At 60.9% G+C, this 18,426-nt stretch carries 20 protein-coding genes; 5 read left to right on the forward strand and 15 right to left on the reverse strand.

All coding sequences use genetic code 11. The features are described 5' to 3' along the window. Positions 1–142 precede the first annotated feature (142 nt). From ccoP to ccoN, 4 genes are read right to left on the reverse strand one after another with little or no spacing between them, the layout of a single operon-like run. On the reverse strand, positions 143–1,006 hold the full coding sequence (gene ccoP / locus AC1D08_RS25620; RefSeq protein WP_477424347.1) for a cytochrome-c oxidase, cbb3-type subunit III: 864 nt from the start codon (positions 1,004–1,006) through the stop codon (positions 143–145). Between the two features lie 2 nt (positions 1,007–1,008). After that, the gene (locus AC1D08_RS25625; protein WP_023759205.1) at positions 1,009–1,158 is read right to left on the reverse strand and encodes a CcoQ/FixQ family Cbb3-type cytochrome c oxidase assembly chaperone; all 150 of its coding nucleotides are present in this window, start codon (positions 1,156–1,158) and stop codon (positions 1,009–1,011) included. A gap of 12 nt (positions 1,159–1,170) precedes the next feature. Continuing rightward, the gene (ccoO, locus tag AC1D08_RS25630; RefSeq protein ID WP_095080473.1) at positions 1,171–1,902 is read right to left on the reverse strand and encodes a cytochrome-c oxidase, cbb3-type subunit II; all 732 of its coding nucleotides are present in this window, start codon (positions 1,900–1,902) and stop codon (positions 1,171–1,173) included. Positions 1,903–1,914: 12 nt separating this feature from the next. Continuing rightward, positions 1,915–3,525 carry a cytochrome-c oxidase, cbb3-type subunit I gene (gene ccoN, locus AC1D08_RS25635; RefSeq protein ID WP_477417492.1) on the reverse strand — a complete coding sequence of 537 codons (1,611 nt, stop codon included), beginning with the start codon at positions 3,523–3,525 and terminating at the stop codon, positions 1,915–1,917. Between the two features lie 87 nt (positions 3,526–3,612). Between ccoN and AC1D08_RS25640 the strand changes: the two genes are divergently transcribed. Then, entirely contained in the window at positions 3,613–4,194 is a 582-nt protein-coding gene (locus AC1D08_RS25640) for a hemerythrin domain-containing protein (RefSeq protein ID WP_477424350.1), read from the forward strand. A 110-nt stretch (positions 4,195–4,304) separates the two neighbouring features. Here AC1D08_RS25640 and AC1D08_RS25645 read toward each other — a convergent pair whose 3' ends face one another. Next, complete coding sequence (locus tag AC1D08_RS25645) at positions 4,305–5,033, reverse strand: Crp/Fnr family transcriptional regulator (RefSeq protein ID WP_477424352.1); 729 nt, start codon at positions 5,031–5,033, stop codon at positions 4,305–4,307. Between the two features lie 158 nt (positions 5,034–5,191). On the opposite strand from AC1D08_RS25645, the gene hemN reads away from it, so the two are divergent. Further along, entirely contained in the window at positions 5,192–6,541 is a 1,350-nt protein-coding gene (hemN, locus tag AC1D08_RS25650) for an oxygen-independent coproporphyrinogen III oxidase (RefSeq protein ID WP_457155153.1), read from the forward strand. A 12-nt stretch (positions 6,542–6,553) separates the two neighbouring features. Here hemN and AC1D08_RS25655 read toward each other — a convergent pair whose 3' ends face one another. From AC1D08_RS25655 to AC1D08_RS25675, 5 genes are all read right to left on the reverse strand, one after another. Then, the gene (locus AC1D08_RS25655; RefSeq protein WP_477225707.1) at positions 6,554–6,985 is read right to left on the reverse strand and encodes a potassium channel family protein; all 432 of its coding nucleotides are present in this window, start codon (positions 6,983–6,985) and stop codon (positions 6,554–6,556) included. A gap of 104 nt (positions 6,986–7,089) precedes the next feature. Then, complete coding sequence (locus tag AC1D08_RS25660; protein WP_477225708.1) at positions 7,090–7,347, reverse strand: group III truncated hemoglobin; 258 nt, start codon at positions 7,345–7,347, stop codon at positions 7,090–7,092. A 217-nt stretch (positions 7,348–7,564) separates the two neighbouring features. Further along, a complete protein-coding gene (locus AC1D08_RS25665; RefSeq protein WP_457155279.1) occupies positions 7,565–8,437 on the reverse strand; it encodes an SUMF1/EgtB/PvdO family nonheme iron enzyme in 873 nt (290 codons plus the stop codon). Between the two features lie 72 nt (positions 8,438–8,509). Next, complete coding sequence (gene nirK, locus AC1D08_RS25670; protein ID WP_477303473.1) at positions 8,510–9,613, reverse strand: copper-containing nitrite reductase; 1,104 nt, start codon at positions 9,611–9,613, stop codon at positions 8,510–8,512. 320 nt (positions 9,614–9,933) lie between these two features. Further along, positions 9,934–10,380: a pseudoazurin gene (locus AC1D08_RS25675; RefSeq protein ID WP_457154873.1), complete on the reverse strand. Its 447-nt coding sequence runs from the start codon at positions 10,378–10,380 to the stop codon at positions 9,934–9,936. Positions 10,381–10,627: 247 nt separating this feature from the next. Between AC1D08_RS25675 and AC1D08_RS25680 the strand changes: the two genes are divergently transcribed. Continuing rightward, positions 10,628–11,332 carry a Crp/Fnr family transcriptional regulator gene (locus tag AC1D08_RS25680; protein WP_477424381.1) on the forward strand — a complete coding sequence of 235 codons (705 nt, stop codon included), beginning with the start codon at positions 10,628–10,630 and terminating at the stop codon, positions 11,330–11,332. Here AC1D08_RS25680 and AC1D08_RS25685 read toward each other — a convergent pair. From AC1D08_RS25685 to AC1D08_RS25705, 5 genes are all read right to left on the reverse strand, one after another. Beyond that, positions 11,329–11,580: a DUF1858 domain-containing protein gene (locus AC1D08_RS25685; protein ID WP_457154871.1), complete on the reverse strand. Its 252-nt coding sequence runs from the start codon at positions 11,578–11,580 to the stop codon at positions 11,329–11,331. The two genes, AC1D08_RS25680 and AC1D08_RS25685, sit on opposite strands and share 4 nt — an antisense overlap. Positions 11,581–11,639: 59 nt before the next feature. Continuing rightward, complete coding sequence (locus AC1D08_RS25690; RefSeq protein WP_457153477.1) at positions 11,640–11,978, reverse strand: DUF779 domain-containing protein; 339 nt, start codon at positions 11,976–11,978, stop codon at positions 11,640–11,642. A 69-nt stretch (positions 11,979–12,047) separates the two neighbouring features. Then, positions 12,048–13,565 (reverse strand): aldehyde dehydrogenase, encoded by a 1,518-nt coding sequence (adh, locus tag AC1D08_RS25695; protein ID WP_457153478.1) that lies wholly within the window; start codon positions 13,563–13,565, stop codon positions 12,048–12,050. A 146-nt stretch (positions 13,566–13,711) separates the two neighbouring features. Further along, positions 13,712–14,680, reverse strand: a complete 969-nt coding sequence (locus AC1D08_RS25700) for a helix-turn-helix domain-containing protein (RefSeq protein ID WP_457153479.1) — start codon at positions 14,678–14,680, stop codon at positions 13,712–13,714. A gap of 435 nt (positions 14,681–15,115) precedes the next feature. Beyond that, positions 15,116–16,084, reverse strand: a complete 969-nt coding sequence (locus AC1D08_RS25705; protein ID WP_457153480.1) for an alpha/beta fold hydrolase — start codon at positions 16,082–16,084, stop codon at positions 15,116–15,118. Between the two features lie 175 nt (positions 16,085–16,259). Here AC1D08_RS25705 and AC1D08_RS25710 point away from each other — a divergent pair, with 175 nt between their 5' ends. Together AC1D08_RS25710 and AC1D08_RS25715 are read left to right on the forward strand one after the other, a co-directional pair. After that, entirely contained in the window at positions 16,260–17,318 is a 1,059-nt protein-coding gene (locus AC1D08_RS25710) for a PdxA family dehydrogenase (protein ID WP_457153481.1), read from the forward strand. Positions 17,319–17,349: 31 nt separating this feature from the next. Then, a complete protein-coding gene (locus AC1D08_RS25715) occupies positions 17,350–18,423 on the forward strand; it encodes a tartrate dehydrogenase (protein WP_477424354.1) in 1,074 nt (357 codons plus the stop codon). Positions 18,424–18,426 lie beyond the last annotated feature (3 nt).

The following is an 18,426-nucleotide window of genomic DNA, read 5'->3' on the forward strand; positions in this document are numbered from 1 at the left end:
CGCCAGCGTAGGGAAGTCTTGCCGCAGGGCAGCGCCACGCGCGTTGATGCAAGTCAAACCGGGTTGCCGAAACAAACCGAGGCCCGGACACGCCGGGCCTCGTCGCTCGGGCGGTGAAGGGATGAGAATAGGCCCCCGCTTCCTATTCTCCGCCGCCAAGCGAATGAACGTAGACCGCCAGTTCCTTGACCTTGGTTTCGCCCAGGCGTGCGCCCCAGGCTGGCATTACCCCCTGCCTCGGCGCGCGAACCTGAGCGGCGATGGCTGTTTCGCCGGAGCCATAGAGCCATATCGCGTCGGTCAGATCTGGAGCCCCGAGTTCCTTGTTGCCTTTTGCGTTGTCGCCGTGACAGGACACGCAATTCTCGGCAAAGACCTTGGCGCCAGGCGCGACCAGGCTTGCGTCCTGGACCTTGCCGGAAAGGCTGGCCACGTAGGCGCTCACCTGAGCGATCTGGTCAGCGGTTATGATGTCGCCAAAGGCAGGCATTTCCGACAGGCGCGTATCCGGATCGGACGCGAAGCGGATGCCGTGCGTGATCGTCTGCTGGATCTGTTCGGCCTTGCCGCCCCAGAGCCAATCGTCGTCGTTGAGATTGGGAAAGCCCCTGGAGCCCTGGGCGCCGGAGCCATGGCATTGCACGCAATTGACCTTGAATGCGGCGCCACCGGCAGCGACCGCGAACTCGCGCAAGGTGTCGTCCGCGGCAATCTCAGAAACGCTCTTGGACTCGACCGCCGCAACATACTTGCCCTTGGCGGCTTCAGCAGCGGTCAGTTCGTTCTTGACCTCGTTGCGGCTGGAATAGCCAAGGACGCCCTTGGTTGCCGAGTGCAGCAGAGGCCATGCCGGATAGGCGATGGTGTAGCCGATCGCCCAGACGATGGTGACGTAAAACGTGACGACCCACCAGCGCGGAAGCGGGTTGTTCAGCTCCCGGATGCCATCCCATTCGTGGCCGGTGGTCGAGACGCCAGAGATTTCGTCGATGTGCTCGTCGCTCATGATCACTCGTCCTCAAGGGGAATCCGGGCGGCTTCGTCGGCCAGCTTGCGGCTGCCGGGGCGCAGCGCGAAGGCGATTGCGCCGACAAAGAACAGCGCCATGGCGACCAGACCCCAGCTGTCGGCAAACTCTCGCATCAAATTGTAATCCATGGATAAGACTCCTCAGCGGTAGCCGGCGGCTTCGTCGTAGTTCTTGAAATCGACCAGCGTGCCGAGCATCTGCAGATAGGCAACGAGGGCATCCATTTCGGTCACCTGTTGCGGGTTGCCGTCGAAGTCGCCGATCTTGGCTTTGGGGTAGCGGGCTTCGAGGCCGGATGTGTCGGCGTTGGGATCGGCCTGCGCCATCAGATCGGCATTGGCGTGGGCGATCATGTCATCGCTGTAGGGGACGCCGACCCGCCTGTTGGCGACCAGATGCGTTGAGAAGTCCTTCACGTCGATCGGCGCGTCTTTGAGGAACGCGTAGCTCGGCATGATCGATTCCGGGACGACCGAACGTGGATCGGCAAGGTGCTCGACGTGCCATAAATTCGAGTAACGGTCGCCAACCCGGGCGAGATCCGGTCCGGTGCGCTTCGATCCCCATTGGAAAGGATGATCGTACATCGACTCTGCCGCCAGGCTGTAGTGGCCGTAGCGCTCGACCTCGTCACGGAAAGGCCTGATCATCTGGCTATGGCAGAGGTAGCAGCCCTCGCGCACATAGATGTTGCGTCCCGCAAGTTCGAGCGGCGAGTAGGGCCGCATGCCCTCGACCTTCTCGATCGTGTTGTCGAGATAGAAGAGCGGCGCGATCTCGACGATGCCGCCTACGGTCACCACAAGAAGGGAGCCAACGAGAAGAAGCGTGGCGTTCTTCTCGATGAGTGCGTGTCTGTCCATCAGGCTCATTCTCTGGCTTCCTTATTCGGCAGGCTGCAGGGAGGGTGCGGAGCCCGGCATCGGCTCTTCAGCGCGCTGGTATCCGAGGATGGTCATGGTGATGTTCCAGGCCATGATCAGGGCACCGGAGAGGTACATGGCCCCGCCGATGGCGCGCATGACATAATAGGGGTGCATGGCGGCGACGGTTTCGGCGAAGGAGTAGACCAGGAAGCCCTGCTCGTCGTATTCGCGCCACATCAGGCCCTGCATGATGCCGGACACCCACATCACCGCCGCGTAGACGACGATGCCGAGCGTCGCCAGCCAAAAATGCCAGGTGACCAGCCGCAGCGAGTAGAGGCGTTCACGGTTCCAGAGCTTCGGCACCATGTAGTAGATCGCGCCGAACGAGATCATGCCGACCCAGCCGAGCGCACCGGAATGGACGTGGCCGATGGTCCAGTCGGTATAGTGCGACAGCGAGTTGACCGTCTTGATCGACATCATCGGCCCCTCGAAGGTCGACATGCCGTAGAAGGCTATGGCCATCACCATCATGCGGATGATCGGATCGGTACGGAGCTTGTCCCAGGCGCCCGACAGCGTCATCAGGCCGTTGATCATGCCGCCCCATGACGGCATCCACAGCATGATCGAGAACACCATGCCGAGCGTCTGCGCCCAGTCGGGCAGGGCGGTGTAGTGCAGATGATGCGGACCGGCCCAGATGTAGAGGAAGATGATCGCCCAGAAATGGATGATCGACAGCCGGTAGGAGTAGACCGGCCGGTTCGCCTGCTTGGGCACGAAGTAATACATCATGCCGAGGAACCCGGCGGTGAGGAAGAAGCCAACGGCGTTGTGGCCGTACCACCACTGCGTCAGCGCGTCCTGCACCCCGGAAAAGGCGGAATAGCTCTTGGAGCCCAGGAAGGAGGCCGGCATCGACAGGTTGTTGACCACATGCAGCATCGCGATGGTCACGATGAAGGACAGGTAAAACCAGTTGGCGACGTAGATATGCGGTTCTTTGCGCTTCAGGATCGTGCCGAGGAACAGGACGAGATAGGCGACCCAGACGATGGTCAGCCAGATGTCCACATACCATTCGGGTTCGGCGTATTCGCGGCTCTCGGTGATGCCGAGCAGATAGCCGGTCGCCGCCATGACGATGAAGAGCTGGTAACCCCAGAACACGAACCAGGCGAGATCGCCGCCGAACAGCCGCGCGCGGCAGGTGCGCTGCACGACATACAGAGACGTGCAAAGCAGCGCGTTGCCGCCGAAAGCGAAGACCACGCCCGACGTATGCAGCGGCCGCAAACGACCGAAATTGAACCAGGGCTGGATGTTGAGATCGGGGTAGGCGAGCTGCAGCGCGATGACCACGCCGACCAGCATGCCGACGACGCCCCAGAACATGGTGGCGACGGCGCCGTAACGGACCGGCCCATCCATGTAAGCGGATGCATCGATGGGAGCGGCAGCTTCAAAGCTCGTGTTGCGGATAAGGACGGCGACAAAACCGAGCAGCACAAAAAACAGCACCCACATGTGCTGCCGGAAGGGCTCGTCCACACCGAAGCCAGCGGCCACCAGAGCCGCAAATGTAAAAAGGGCCAAAGCGAAGATTTGTGTGCCGAATTTCATGACATGTCCCCGACCTCGGATTCCGATGCGCGGACGCCAATCCGCCTGGACACCAATTCCTCAGCCGTAGTGTCACCGCCTTGATCCATGTCAAAGCTCAGCGCTTTCGGATTGGGCAGCGTGGTCTTGCAAACCAACCGGGGGCCGCCGTTGAGCCAGACGAAAGGACCGGGAACGTCGCTGTTCGGAGCAGGCGATGAAAATCCCGCACCAGCCGATCGATCCTGCAGAGAAGCGGTCCCGGCCGCGGTGATGAAGCGCGCGCACAGGGAAAAGCTGCAGCTCTGCGATGCCCTGGAGAGAATTGCAGACGCCTTGCCCAGCGTCGATCGTCTGAAATGTCTCGGCACGGCCAACGCGATCGTTCCGTTGCTGCGCAACATTCATCAATACGAAGAGACGGTCATCTTTCCCGCCTACGATGCCGCTTTGACCGGCAGCGGTGCGAACCTTGCCTCAACCCGGCGATTGCGGGCCGAACATGTGGAAGACGAATGCTTTGCCAGTGAGGTGACCGAAATATTATTGGCCATCGGTCATGGTGAGACAGTCGAGAATCCCGAAACCATCGGCTTCATGTTGCGCGGCCTGTTCGAGAACTTGCGCCGGCACATCGCGTTTGAACGCGAGCACGTCCTGCCGATGATCGGGATCGTCGACCGGGACTAGAGCATGATGCCGAAAAGTGTGAGGCGGTTTTCGGCCGACATCATGCTCTATCGCTTTGATTTAGAGGCGGATTCAGCTTTCAGGTCGATTCAACCTGAAATCATCCGGCTCTAGGCGCCAGAGCGGCTCTCCAACCGGGTGAGGCTGTCCACCGTCACATGGCGGTTGTTGTCGATCCGGATCACGCCGTCTGTCCGCAGCCGGGTCAATTGGCGGCTCACCGTTTCGATCGTCAGGCCGAGGAAATCGGCGATGTCGGCGCGCGTGAGCGGCAGGTCGAAGCTTGTCGCGTTGGTGGCTGGATCGAGCGTGGGATCGATATTTCTGGCAATCATCAGCAGAAAGCTCGCCACTTTTTCCGCGGCGGTCTTGCGTCCCAGCGTCACCATCCAGTCGCGCGCCTCGTCGAGTTCGTTCAGCGTTTGCTTGAGCAGGCGATGCTCGAGCTCCGGCGATTGCTTCATCATCCGTTCGATCGCCGTCTTCGGAAACGAGCAAAGGGAGACAGCGGTCGCCGCTTCCGCGTTGATCTCGCTTTCCACCTTGAAAGGTCGTCCCAGAAAGTCCGGCGCGAACTGGAGGCCGACGATCTGCTGGCGTCCGTCCGAAAGGCTCTTCGTCAGCTTCACCACGCCGGAAAGCACGTTCGAGTAGCTGTCGACGGTTTCGGCGTCGCCGATCAATTCGCTGCCCGGCTCGACACTGTGCCTTGACGAGGTCTTGGCGAGCCCAACCAATTGGTCGGGGTCGAGGGCACCGCAAACGCCGCGATGCCTTGCCTCGCATGATTGGCAAAGCACAGGAATGCCGACGCTATGAATATCCTCACGCACTGTCATCACGATCGTCCGAGGATCCAGGGTATCGGCAAAATAGCATCGGCCCATTGAAAACGCCTTGTGGCAGTTTGTCCGGTGCAAGGGCTTTGACCGAAATCAAGGCATTTGCGTCCCGTCGCGGCCATTTTCCTGGCCATGCAAACACAAGGGATGGCGACATGCGACCGGAACTAGCTGCCAGGCTTGGCGAGAACGTGCCGCGCTACACGAGCTATCCGACCGCGCCGCATTTCCATCCGGGGGTCGATGCCACTGTCTGTCGAGGCTGGCTGGAGGCGCTCGGGAAAGGCGACGAGATTTCGCTCTATCTGCATATTCCCTACTGCGACAGGCTCTGCTGGTTCTGCGCCTGCCACACCAAGCAGACCCGTCACTATGACCCGGTAACCGCCTATCTCCGCTCTTTGCATGCCGAGATCGCCACTATCGCCCGCATTGTCGGTGGCAAGGCCGGCGTGCGCGCCGTCCACTTCGGTGGCGGCTCTCCGACGATGCTGAAGCCCGAGGACATGGTGGAGGTAGGGAAAGCATTGCGGGCCAGCTTCGATTTTCTTCCGGACGCCAAGATCAGCGTCGAAATCGATCCCAATGATATGGATGACGCCCGCCTCGATGCGCTTGCCGAGATCGGCATGACTAGGGCGAGCCTCGGGGTCCAGGATTTTGACCCGAAGGTGCAAAAGGCAATTAATCGCGAGCAGAGCTTTTTGCAGACCAAAGCGGTCGTCGACGGCGTTCGCACGCGCGGTGTCGAATCGGTCAATCTGGACCTGCTCTACGGCCTGCCGCACCAGACCAGGGAGAGCGTGTCCTCCACCGTCGCGCAGGCGTTGACCCTGGAACCGGACAGGATGGCATTGTTCGGCTACGCACATGTGCCCTGGTTCAAGAAGCACCAGACGATGATCGACGAGGCATGGTTGCCGGGTCCGGCGGAGCGGTTTGCTCAATCACAACTGGCCGCTTGTCTTATGCTGAACGCGGGATATGAAGCCGTCGGCTTCGACCACTTCGCCAAGCCCAACGATGCGTTGGCCGTAGCGGCCAGAACCGGCTGCTTGCGCCGCAATTTCCAAGGCTACACGGAGGATCGCTGCGAAACACTGATCGGCCTCGGCCCGTCGTCCATCAGTCAATTTCGCCAAGGCTATGCGCAGAACATGCCGTCGACCGCCGAGTATGGGCGCATGGTCTCCGACGGTGGGCTGGCGGCCGTCCGCGGTATCGCACTTTCCGACGACGACCGCGTTCGCGGCTGGATCATCGAGAGGCTGATGTGCGATTTCGCCTTCTCGGCGATCGAACTGGTAGAGCGCTTTGGCGATGCTGGTCAAAGGCTTCTGCTCAAGGCAAGTTCCACTGCTCTTGATGGTCCTGGGCGATTGCTTGAACTCGATGGCGACAGCTTCGTCGTGCCGGCCGAAAGTCGCCCCTTTGTGAGAAGCATTGCGGCGAAGTTCGACAAATATCTTGAAGCCGGCAAGGCCAGGCATTCGGTAGCGGTCTGAGTGTCCACCCGGTCAAAAGTGCTCGCCAGCCCTGAACGGGCCGATGCGCGTTCCGGCCGCGATCAGATAGGCGGTCGACCAGCCGAGCAGAAGAAAGCCGTTCACGCCTTCCAGCGCCGCTAGCACGCGCCAATCATGGGCCGGCACCACGTCGCCATAGCCGACGGTCGAAAAGGTGATGGTTGAAAAATACAGCGCGGTCTCGAAGTCGGGCAGGACGCCGAGCAGGCGGTACACGCCCGCCCACAACCAGACCTCGGCTGTCATGACGGCAAAAAGGCCCATCACCACGCTGATCATTGCAACGACCCGGCTTCGCCGACCATGCATGCGAAATCGCGCCACCAGATGTCCCATCGCACGGGTGACGGCAATGAGGCCGAAGGTGTGAATGACGACCGTCAGGCTTATGACGATCGTGCCGACGAAGAGGTTGAGAGCCATGCGAGGAAACTAGAAGCCGCGAGGGACGCTTTCCTTGCGTAAAATCAAACCTGGCGCTGGCCTTTCGAGCCTTGAAGCAATCGGTCGGGTTTCGCCAAGTTCGCCTATTGGCGTGCGCCTGGCGCGGCGGGACCAATGCGAAAGAACATCGCCAGCTTCAGACTTGCCGCGATCCGCTCGGCTCTGTCGACAAACACCGCCGCCGTTTCCGGGGCGAAGAGTTCGGCCGCCGTCTGGCCGAAGAGGGCCTGCCAGATATCGAAATCGGCCTCGGTGACATCCTTGAGCTTGAGGTGCGCCGGCACCGGGCGTCCGTGATAGTCGCCGCTCTTGAGGACGACAGAACACCAGAAGTCCGTCATTTTCTCGAGATGAGGCTCCCAATCCCCGGTGATTTCGCGCGCGAAAATCGGACCGAGACGCTCGTTCTGTCTGACCTTTGCATAGAATTCGCGGACCAGTTTTCCGATCGAAATTCGATCAACGCCGTTATGGTTCAGAGCCTGTTCCGCGACAGGACGTGCCCGGTCAACCGGAGCGGATTTTGAAGTCATTCGTGCACTCTTGATTCTGCTGCAGTCAGGTCAATCCCAAGCTGCGAATGGTGGTTTGAAAGAAACCTGTCCGGTCGCGTACAAGCCGGAAACCCAGATTGTCGGGTGGCGTTCCTACGGCGCAGCCGCCGCTCTTACCGTCCCGAATGAAGTTCGACATATAGGTGCGGTGGAAGCCCTCCACGGCGTGCACTCCACAATTGTCGATCAAACTCGCGGTGCGCTTTCCGTCGCTGTCTATCGTGGCGTGCGAATAACATGTCGAGGTCCATTCCCAGACATTGCCTGCAATGTCCGACAATCCCTTTGAATTGGTTCCGAAGGCGCCTTGAGCTCTCGGCTCGGGATCAGGTTTGCGTCCGAGTGCAGCCTCCTGGCGATACTGTGTCAGCCACCGTCGCGCCGGGTTGTTCGGGTCGCTTTCGCCACCCTCGATGTCACCTCTGAATCGCTCGCCGGCGGCGTAAGCCCACTCCACATCCGTGGGCAGCCGCCATGCCTCACCTCTGCGGGCTGACAGCCAGGTTGCATAGGCTTCGGCATCGATGTGGCTGACGCCGGTGACCGGCACGTTGCCGATCTTGCGCGAGTCGGCGGGCTTGCAGGCACCGTCCGCCACGCAACGTCCATAGTCCGAAACGCTTACCTGGTATTTCATGATTTCCAGCGGCGCATCGATGGTTTCCCGCACGACGGGGGCTGCGACGGAATGGTTCTGCTTGAGGAATTCCCCGGGCTGTGGGTGATCGAACGAGCCGGGTCCCAGGACCACAAGTTCGCTCACGGCGACCGGTGTCGGCAAATCCAAAGGAGCCCTGTCGAGCGCATGGGTTATGCCCAAGCCGATCAGTGCGGCAGCCGCAGTTGTTCCGAATGCGAAGACAGGATCGAAGGGCATGGCACCAAGTCCGGCCGCACGTGCAACCTTTTGGCTCCGCCGCAAGGTTGCACTGAAGATCGGATCTCCCTTTTACGAGGCGATCGGCTTGGGTGCTTCGACCTGCATCATCAGATCGTCGTCCCAGGTTCCGTCGACGACAAAGTGCGCGGTTGCACCAAGTTCCACCGCCTCGATCAAATTGTGGTTCACATACGCGTAGATGCCTGGCTGCCGGAACGTGTAGAGCGCCGACCCAGCCGACCCGCCGCGGATGAACCAGGTTTCCAGGTCCTTGGCCGGAGGGTTGGCGAACTTGCCCTGTTCCCAGACAAAGTCGCCATGGCCGCCGATCAGGTGCGGGCGTGTGTCACGATTGGCCTGCGAATGAACGATCAATATCGTTTCGCCGACCTTCGCCTTCATCGCGTTGTCGCCAGTCAGCGATCCCGCCTTGCCGTTGAACACGACATGGGTGGGGATCAACCCGCGCATGACCTTGACCGTATCATCGTAATTGTCGCCGGCTGTTTCATATTTCTTGAATTTCCCCTGCTCGTCGCGGGGGACGTAGAAATCGTTCTCGCCGATGTAGAAGATGCGGTCATAGCGAACGGGCCTGCCCTTGTCGTCCTTGAGGCCGTCGCGCGGCAGTATCATCACTGCTCCGCTCATCCCCGACACGACATGCCACGGGATCATCGCGCCGCCAGGCGCACAGTGGTAGACGAAGGTCCCCGTGCGCGTGGCCTTGAAGCGCAGCGTGACCTGCTCGCCAGGATTGACCAGGGTCAGGCCGCCGCCGCCAAGCGCGCCGGTGGCGGCGTGGAAATCGATATTATGGGCAAGCGTATTGGTCTCGGGATTGATCAGGGTGAGTTCGATATAGTCGTCTTGATGCACGACCATCAGAGGGCCCGGAATCGAGCCGTTGTAGGTCATCGCATTGAGCTGCGTGCCGTCGGCATCGATGATCATCGGCTTCTCCTCGATCGTCATGGTGAATTCGACGACCTTTGGACCGCCCTTGGCCACTTGGTCATGGGCGTGGACGAACGGCGGCGCGACGAGGGTGACCTTTTCGCGCGGTAGACTTGCAACTTCGGCTGCACTTGCCACAACCGGCATTGCAACAACGGCCGCGGCTGCGGCCGCGGTAAGGACAGAACCTAACAAAGCTTCTCGTCTCGTAAGCATTTCCATCTCCTTTTTTCACCGATCTGATGCACTAAGAATAGTCTGCTCGCGGGCCACGTCTTTGCGCTGGCGCAAATCCGATTTCATTTGTTGCGTTGCTCGATTGACGGGGCGAGTAGCCGAGCCCGGCCGGCCGAGGTTCACTGACTGCCAACTCCAGATCAGCAACCTTGGATAAGGCAACCGCTGGGGACGAGAAGATCGTGTCTCGGGCTGTCTATCGATATCCAAATGAAATAGGCCGGACCAGACCGCTCCCCTCAGTCTGTCCGGCCTCTGCCTCCGGAAGATCGCCAACCGGAGGGCATCCTGGAAAAGCCTCAGTTGGAAGCAGTCTTGGTCGCTTCGGCAAACAGTTCGGCAAACACGGTTTTGGCTTTGCCGACCTGCTTGACGGCCTGCGCCGCTTCCAGGTTGGCGGACTTGCCGACCACGATCAGCGCAACCATGCCCATGCCGTAATGTGGGGCACACTTGACGCCGTAGGCGCCCTCCTTGGTGAGGGTCACGATTACTTCTTCGCTGGGCTTACCTTTGAAAGCTTCAGCACCGTCCGGGATCATTCCTTTGATGCTCTCGGCATTGTGGGATTTGTCGGTCGGCACAAATTTGATCGTGTCTCCGGGCACTGCCCGGACAAAGGCGGGCTGGAAGACCATCGAACCTTTCTCGCCCTTGTTCAGCATCTGTACGACGTGTTCTTCGGCATTCGCGGCACCGGCGATGGAGAGCAGGGCGATGGCCGCGGCGATCAGTGGCAGTTTCATTTGGAAATCCTTTTCTTGAGTTCGTCACGGCCTTCAACCGTTGCCTTCTTCTAGGCCATCAGGCGGCTTGGCGATTTGCGCTGGCGCAAACTCGTGAGCAAAAACATCGTTGGCGCCCTCGTGTGGCGTGGCGCATGGACGAGAGCCAAAGCATGCGCCCCTTGCCCCGCATCAATCGCCGTGAGAACACTCTTTGGCAGACCGGCTTGGATGCATTGGCCGCGGTCAAATTCGGGAGGGGACAGAGTTGGTTAGCCTCGATCGCTCGCTGATTGCAGGGCTTTCTGTCTTTGAGGGCGTCGCCGCCACGGATCTCGATCGCATCGTCGGCCAGGCCAGGTCGCTCCGGATCGCCAAGGACCAGCCGGTGTTCGAGCAGGAGCAGGAAGCACATTCCTTTTTCCTGCTGCTGGACGGACATGTGCGCGTCGTGAAATCAACCCCGGACGGTCACGAGGTGACTGTGCGGTACATAAGTCCAGGCGAGTTGATGGGCATCGCCCACGCGCTTGGCCGCACCACCTATCCGGCAAATGCGATCGCTGCCGTTGATTGTGTGGTTCTTGCCTGGGCAAGCCATCTATGGCCGACCTTCGCAGCAAATTTCCCGAGCTTCAGTGCCAACACCTACAAAGCCGTGGGCACCAGGCTGCAGGACGCTCATACGCGCGTCATCGAGATGGCCACAGAACAGGTGGAACAGCGCGTCGCCCATGCGATGCTCAAGCTGGTCAAGCAGGCTGGCAGGAAGACAAAGGAAGGAATCCTGATCGACTTCCCGATCTCTCGTCAGGACATTGCCGAGATGACGGGAACAACGCTCCATACGGTGAGCCGGTTGCTCTCGGCCTGGGAAGACCAGGGATTGGTCAAAAGTGGACGCCAGAGGGTGACCGTAGTCGAACCTCACCGGCTCCTTCTGATCGCGGAAGGCCGCGCCGAGAAAAGTTAGTCAGGGTTGGTGCTTTCGATCGCGGCCCGCAAATCGGAGCCGAGTTGTTCCTCGTTCAGATCGTGCTCGCGTGCCGCGTCGGAAACGGTATGGAACGAAGCAATCGGGCAGCCGACGCAAAGCATGCCGTGCTGGAGCACCACCCGGATGGCCGCCGGCGACAGGTGCATGATTTCGTCCATCGTCGCATCGTCGCTGAATTTGTGTTTCATGCCGCTTGCCCACGCTTGGAAGCGGACATGCTGCATCTGATTTCCGGGATGCTCGTTGCGCTGGGACAAAGAGGAAGCAGCCCGATGCACCCTCATCACCTATGAACGGCGCAGATCGTCGACCGCGTCAGGAACCGCTTCTCCCGTCCGTTGTCCAGCGAGAACATGCCGCCGCGACCAGGCACCACGTCGATAATGAGATCGGTATGCTTCCAGGCCTCGAATTGCGAAGCCCCGATGTAGAAGGGCACGTCTTCGATGTGGCCGAGCAGCACATCACGGTCGCCGACGATGAAACCGGCACGCGGATAACACATAGGCGAGGAACCGTCGCAGCAGCCGCCGGATTGGTGGAACAGCACCGGTCCATGCTCGGCAACGATCTCCGCGATCAGTTCAAGGGCTGCCGGCGTCGCCGTGACCTTCGCATGCATGGTCTTTTCCGGATTCAGAATGGGGGGGCGCGGCCCCTCGCGGAGCCGCGCTGTGAGCCAAACAAGGGATCAGAAGAAGCCGAGCTTCTTCGGGCTATAGCTGACCAGCATGTTCTTGGTCTGCTGGTAGTGGTCGAGCATCATCTTATGGGTCTCGCGGCCGATGCCGGACTGCTTGTAGCCGCCGAAGGCGGCATGCGCGGGATAGGCGTGGTAGCAGTTGGTCCAGACGCGGCCGGCCTGGATCGCGCGGCCGAAGCGATAGGCGCGGTTGCCGTCACGCGTCCAGACGCCGGCGCCAAGGCCATAGAGCGTATCGTTGGCTATCGCCAGCGCTTCGTCGTCGTCCTTGAAGGTCGTGACCGAAACCACCGGTCCGAAAATCTCTTCCTGGAAGATGCGCATCTTGTTGTGGCCCTTGAACACCGTCGGTTTGACGTAATAGCCACCCGCCAGATCGCCGGGCAGGACGTTACGCGACCCGCCGGTCAGCACCTCGGCGCCTTCCTGGCGGCCTATGTCGATATAGGACAGGATCTTTTCCAGCTGCTCGGACGAGGCTTGGGCACCGATCATCGTCGCCGGGTCAAGCGGATCGCCCTGCACGATCGCCTCGACGCGCTTGAGGGCGCGTTCCATGAAGGTGTCGTAGATCGATTCATGGATGAGCGCACGGCTTGGGCAGGTGCAGACCTCGCCCTGGTTCAGCGCGAACATGACGAAGCCTTCGATCGCCTTGTCGAAGAAGTCATCGTCCTCGGCGACAACATCCTTGAAGAAGATGTTAGGTGACTTGCCGCCCAGTTCCAGCGTGACGGGGATCAGGTTCTGGCTGGCATATTGCATGATCAGCCGCCCCGTCGTCGTCTCGCCGGTAAAGGCTATCTTGGCAATGCGCGGCGAGGATGCGAGCGGCTTGCCGGCCTCGAGGCCGAAACCGTTGACGATGTTGAGCACGCCTGGCGGCAGCAGATCGCCGACAAGATCGGCCCAGAGCAGGATGGCCGCCGGTGTCTGCTCGGCAGGCTTCAGCACGACGCAGTTTCCAGCTGCAAGCGCGGGAGCAAGTTTCCAGCAGGCCATCAGCAGCGGGAAGTTCCACGGGATGATCTGGCCGACCACGCCGAGCGGCTCGTGGAAATGATAGGCGACGGTATCGTCGTCGATTTGGGAAAGGCTGCCTTCCTGACCGCGCACGGCGCCGGCGAAATAGCGGAAATGGTCGATGGCGAGCGGCAGGTCGGCGGCGGTCGTTTCACGGATCGGCTTGCCGTTGTCCCAGGTTTCGGCGCATGCGAGGAGATCGAGGTTTTCCTCCATGCGATCGGCGATGCGGTTGAGGATAAGCGAGCGCTCGGCGACGCTGGTGCGCCCCCAGGCGTCCTTGGCGGCGTGCGCGGCGTCCAGCGCTGCCTCGATGTCGTGCGCATCCGAACGCGCCACCTCGCACAGCAGCTGGCCGTTCACCGGCGAGTGGTTTTCGAAGTAGCGGCCGGAGCGCGGCTCGGCCCATTTGCCGCCGATGAAATTGCCGTAACGCTTGTCGAAGGGCGCCTTGACCGAGCGTGAGAATTCTACCTTGTTCATGTGTCTTCCTCCCAGAGATGACGCCGCGGAATGCGACGCTTGGGAAGGGAGACTTGCGATTTCCGCCGCTATTGTCACCGTGCCGAGGACAGCGGGCGGGCGGCATGTGTCGCAGAATTGCGACAGTCATGCGAGGATTCGGAAGGTCAGTGAGGCCTGTGCACATCCAGGCGGTTGAGCTTGCGGTGCAGCGTCGCCCGGCTGATACCCAGCGCCTGGGCCGCAGCCGTGATATTTCCGTCTGCTCGCGCCAGCGCCCGCTGCAGCACGCCGCGCTCAGCCTCGGCGAGGACTTCGGGCCCGCTCTCGCCCCAACCAAGCAGATCTGCGGCAGGCATCGGCCTGTCGAGACACTGTTGCGTAATCCCGAGCGCCAGGCGGGCCGATCGGGTCGCGCCGACCACAAGGTCGTCCGCATCAACCGCGATCAGCGCGCCCGAACCTCTGTCGGTCACCGGCGCCAGCAGAATTCTCGCCTTCGGGAATGCCATCCTGAAGTTCTCAGCCTCGATCCGACGCACCGCGTCGACCACGGCCACCGAGATAAGATTGGCGAAGGCTTCGGTCAGATCGGCCCGGCAGGAAGACACGTCAAGCGCAGCCACAAGATCCCCCTGGTGATCGTAGATGGGAGCGGTGGTACAACTGAGCCCCGTGTTGCGCGTATGAAAATGCTGATCGCGATGGATTGTCAGTGCGCGCTGTTCGACCAGGCAGGTGCCGATCCCGTTGGTGCCCTGGCTCTGTTCGTTCCAGACGGAGCCGGTCCACAAGCCCCAGGAATGAAACGTCTCGTCATCCACCGGGGCCCCGCGCCGTTCGACCGGCACGCCGTCACGATCGGCGAGAAGCACACAGCACCCGACGCCACCCACGGCAAGATAGAGCCGGTCCAGACTCGATTGGGCAGCACGGATGAGCGGCTCGCTGCGTTGCCGGGCCTCTCCGAATTCCGCCTCTGTAAGATAGCGTGGGGGACTGCAATCGGTCGGATCGAGCCGATGCAAATTGGAAGACCGTCGCCAGGAGGCAACCAGAGCGGACTTCGCCGCGGCGTCCGAAGCGATCGCGGCCTGAATGCGGTCGGCATGATGACCGGATAGATCCTCGCCCATGCTTATCCTCCCAAACCTCCCTTTCAGGCCCTGGATCAGGTCAACTGCGAGACAGGGCTAAGCTGTCATTGCGTCCGCTTTTCCGCTTTCGATCGTCACACTGTCAATTCGTCGGAAGAACTAGAAGGGCAAACCACTCCCCACCATGCTTGGCCGAACCGGTGGTCATTCTCGCCCCGAACGTTCGAACAACCTTGTTGAAGCGAACCGTTCAATTGACGTCCTGACAGCGTACTCAAACCAGATTGGGCATTTATTGATCGAGAGCAAAGTCTCACACGGCACGCCGCCTGGCGACATGGGATGGATTTTCTCGATGCTCCGGATCACAAACCGGACTGGCGAAGATTGGGACGTGGAACCGCGTGGCGGAGAAACGGCCTTCAGAAGGGCGTCAGAGCAGAAGCTCTGACGCAAGAGGGCCAAGGTGCCGTATCAGGAGCGATATGGGGTCGGCTCAACGCCGTTGAAGAAGGTCCAGAAACTCTCATAGACCAGATCAGGCCGGTGCTCGGCCGGATAGTGACCTGTCGGAATGGCCCAGCCCCTGAGGTCCGGCGCCCAGGGCGTCCAAGCTTCAATAGGCGTCAGGTGACGGCCAACATGGCTGTTGCTGCCCCAGATCACCATGACCGGGCACTGGATCGTCTTCTTGCCGAAATCGGCTGTGTCCATGGCGAGGTCGAGCGTCACGGTCGCGCGGTAGTCCTCGCACACGGCGTGGATCTGCTCAGGCGTGGTGCAGCGTGCATACTCCTTGAAGGCTTCCGGCGTGAATATCTCCAGGCCCACGCCTTTCTTGTTGAGCTTGTAGTTGATGTAGTAGTCGAGGTCGGCACAGATCAGCTTCTCGGGGAAGGGCGCCTTCTGCGCCATGAAGAACCAATGATAGCTCTCCAGCCCCCATCCAAGGGTGACGTTGGTCAGGAGATGGTAGGTCGGGATGATATCCAGCGCGCAGAAACGGGTGATCCTGTCGGGCTGATCAAGCACCATCCGAAACCCGACGCGGGCACCGCGGTCATGGCCAGCAAGCGCGAACTTTTCAAAGCCAAGCGCGCTCATCACATCAAAGGCGTCTTCGCCCATGGCGCGGAAGCTGTAGGCGGCATGGTCCGCACCGCCGTCGGGTTTTGAGCTGTCGCCATAGCCGCGCAGGTCGATGGCGACCACCGTGAAGGATTTTGCCAGGGAAGGCGCGATGCGATGCCAGCTGACATGCGTCAACGGGTTGCCGTGAACAAGCAGCAACGGTGGGCCTGATCCCGCGACGGCGACATTGATCTCGGCGCCCCTGGTCTTGATCCTCCTGTAGGAGAACCCCTCCATTAGGCTTCCATGCTTGCTTTCCAAGGGCGGCATAGAGGATGCGGCGGCGGCTTCCGAGGCGTGTTGGCTGTCCATGGTGCTCTCCAGATAAGGTCGTCCTTAGCCTCGCCTTCAAATTGAATACTGTCAACAATTTTCAGTTGACTTTTCTTGGATGCGGCGCAACATGGCTTCAAAGCGGTCACGAAGCCAGCCTTGCGCGGCCGATATCGGGTGGCCTCACCACCGTCGAGCCGAAGGGGGCATGTCCATGGAAAATCCAGATAAATCTTCGCGCAAAACCGCTTCACCCCTGCCTCGCCTGGCCTTGCTGCTTGGCGATATGACCGGTATCGGCCCTGAGCTCGTTGCTCGCGTGCTGTCGGACGGTAGGCTCTCCGACGTGGCGCGCATTGTCGTTCTTGGCGACCGGCGTGTCCTGGAGATGGGCGCCCGCGACGCAGGCGTAGCGCTTTCGCTTAAGACCGTCCCCGATGTTGCATCCATCGACTGGGATGCATCAGAAACACCTGTGATCGACCTTGGTAACATCGACCCCGCGGCCTTGCCGCGCGGCGTGGTTTCACCGGAGTCGGGCAAGCTGACAGGGGACACCTTGGCCGAGGCGGTGCGGCTGGCGATGAAAGGCGACGTCGATGGCATCACCTTCGCGCCGCTGAACAAGGCAGCGCTTCATGCTGGCGGCTGGAAATTTCCCGACGAGCACAAGATGTTTGCTCATCTGTTGGGACACAAAGGCTATTTCTCCGAGATGAACGTGCTCGACGGCCAATGGATGTCGCGCGTCACCTCGCATGTGTCGCTGCGCACGGCTCTCGATCAGATCACCCATGACAGCATCATCGAGGCGATCGAACTGGTCAACCGCACCATGCAGCGCGCCGGTATGGACAAACCGCGCATCGCCGTTGCGGCCCTTAACCCTCATGCCGGGGAGAACGGGCTGTTTGGCCGTGAGGAAATCGACCTGATCGGACCGGCGGTCAAGGTCGCCGCTGCAACCGGCATCGACTGCAAGGGGCCTTTCCCGGCCGACACCATCTACATCAAGGCCTTCGCGGGCGAGTATGACAGCGTCGTCGCCATGTACCACGACCAGGGGCAGATCGCGACCAAGCTACGCGGCTTCAACCGCGGCGTGACCGTCACGGCGGGCCTGGAGACCGTGTTCACCACGCCAGCGCACGGAACCGCCTTCGACATCGTTGGCAAGGGAAGTGCATCGACAGGTGCACTGGAAAACGCAGTCCGCCTCGCGGCCCAGCTTGCGCGCCACAAGGACACGCAGCGCGAAGAGGCTGCGGCCTGAGCAAATCCCGTCGATCAGCCTGGAAAGCAAAATGACACAATCCAACAGTTTCCGCATTGCGGTCATCCCAGGCGACGGGATCGGCAAGGAGGTCGTACCCGAAGGCGTGCGCGTTCTGGAAAAAGTCGCGTCGCGCTTCGGCATCGGGCTGTCGTTCGACTGGTTCGATTTCGCCTCTTACGACTACTATGCCCGTCACGGTCGGATGCTGCCGGAAGACTGGAAGGACAAGATCGGATCGCATGACGCGATCTTCTTTGGCGCCGTCGGTTGGCCGGCCGGCGTGCCCGATCACGTGTCGCTGTGGGGGTCGCTTCTCCAGTTCAGGCGCGAGTTCGATCAGTACGTCAATCTGCGGCCGGTGCGCCTGATGCCTGGTGTGCCGAGCCCGCTCGTCGGCCGTGGTCCCGGCGATATCGATTTCTGGGTCGTGCGCGAGAACACCGAAGGCGAGTATTCATCGATCGGTGGCCGTATCTTCCCGGGCACCGAGCGCGAAGTGGTTGTGCAGGAAACGGTCATGACGCGCATCGGTGTCGATCGCGTGCTGAAATTCGCATTCGAGCTTGCCGCCAAGGGCAAGCGCAAACACCTCACCTCGGCGACCAAGTCGAACGGCATTTCGATCAGCATGCCCTATTGGGACGAGCGCGTTGAGGAAATGGCGAAGGCCTTCCCCTACGTGCGCTGGGACAAATATCACATCGACATCCTGACGGCTCAGTTCGTGCTTCACCCCGATTGGTTCGATGTGGTCGTCGCATCGAACCTTTTCGGCGACATTCTTTCCGATCTCGGTCCGGCCTGCACGGGAACGATCGGCATCGCGCCGAGCGCCAACATCAATCCGGACCGCAATTTTCCATCTCTGTTCGAACCGGTCCATGGCTCGGCACCGGATATTGCCGGGCAGGGGATCGCAAATCCGGTGGGGCAGATCTGGTCGGCGGCGATGATGCTTGACCACCTCGGACATGCTGAAGCGGCTGCCGGGATTGTATCGGCCATCGAGACCGTTTTGGCCGAGCCTTCGCTGCGCACGCGCGATCTCGGCGGCGCTGCAAACACCGTCGAGTGCGGCAAAGCGATCGTCGCCGCGCTCTGACTT

Source organism: Mesorhizobium sp. P2_E6 (assembly GCF_056403835.1).

Bases quoted from the DNA above. Each gene is read 5' to 3' on its own strand.
- ccoP (WP_477424347.1), bottom strand. From the start codon at position 1,006: ATGAGCGACGAGCACATCGACGAAATCTCTGGCGTCTCGACCACCGGC.
- AC1D08_RS25625 (WP_023759205.1), bottom strand. From the start codon at position 1,158: ATGGATTACAATTTGATGCGAGAGTTTGCCGACAGCTGGGGTCTGGTC.
- ccoO (WP_095080473.1), bottom strand. From the start codon at position 1,902: ATGAGCCTGATGGACAGACACGCACTCATCGAGAAGAACGCCACGCTT.
- ccoN (WP_477417492.1), bottom strand. From the start codon at position 3,525: ATGAAATTCGGCACACAAATCTTCGCTTTGGCCCTTTTTACATTTGCG.
- AC1D08_RS25640 (WP_477424350.1), top strand. From the start codon at position 3,613: ATGTCAAAGCTCAGCGCTTTCGGATTGGGCAGCGTGGTCTTGCAAACC.
- AC1D08_RS25645 (WP_477424352.1), bottom strand. From the start codon at position 5,033: ATGACAGTGCGTGAGGATATTCATAGCGTCGGCATTCCTGTGCTTTGC.
- hemN (WP_457155153.1), top strand. From the start codon at position 5,192: ATGCGACCGGAACTAGCTGCCAGGCTTGGCGAGAACGTGCCGCGCTAC.
- AC1D08_RS25655 (WP_477225707.1), bottom strand. From the start codon at position 6,985: ATGGCTCTCAACCTCTTCGTCGGCACGATCGTCATAAGCCTGACGGTC.
- AC1D08_RS25660 (WP_477225708.1), bottom strand. From the start codon at position 7,347: ATGACGGACTTCTGGTGTTCTGTCGTCCTCAAGAGCGGCGACTATCAC.
- AC1D08_RS25665 (WP_457155279.1), bottom strand. From the start codon at position 8,437: ATGCCCTTCGATCCTGTCTTCGCATTCGGAACAACTGCGGCTGCCGCA.
- nirK (WP_477303473.1), bottom strand. From the start codon at position 9,613: ATGCTTACGAGACGAGAAGCTTTGTTAGGTTCTGTCCTTACCGCGGCC.
- AC1D08_RS25675 (WP_457154873.1), bottom strand. From the start codon at position 10,380: ATGAAACTGCCACTGATCGCCGCGGCCATCGCCCTGCTCTCCATCGCC.
- AC1D08_RS25685 (WP_457154871.1), bottom strand. From the start codon at position 11,580: ATGCAGCATGTCCGCTTCCAAGCGTGGGCAAGCGGCATGAAACACAAA.
- AC1D08_RS25690 (WP_457153477.1), bottom strand. From the start codon at position 11,978: ATGCATGCGAAGGTCACGGCGACGCCGGCAGCCCTTGAACTGATCGCG.
- adh (WP_457153478.1), bottom strand. From the start codon at position 13,565: ATGAACAAGGTAGAATTCTCACGCTCGGTCAAGGCGCCCTTCGACAAG.
- AC1D08_RS25700 (WP_457153479.1), bottom strand. From the start codon at position 14,680: ATGGGCGAGGATCTATCCGGTCATCATGCCGACCGCATTCAGGCCGCG.
- AC1D08_RS25705 (WP_457153480.1), bottom strand. From the start codon at position 16,084: ATGGACAGCCAACACGCCTCGGAAGCCGCCGCCGCATCCTCTATGCCG.
- AC1D08_RS25710 (WP_457153481.1), top strand. From the start codon at position 16,260: ATGGAAAATCCAGATAAATCTTCGCGCAAAACCGCTTCACCCCTGCCT.
- AC1D08_RS25715 (WP_477424354.1), top strand. From the start codon at position 17,350: ATGACACAATCCAACAGTTTCCGCATTGCGGTCATCCCAGGCGACGGG.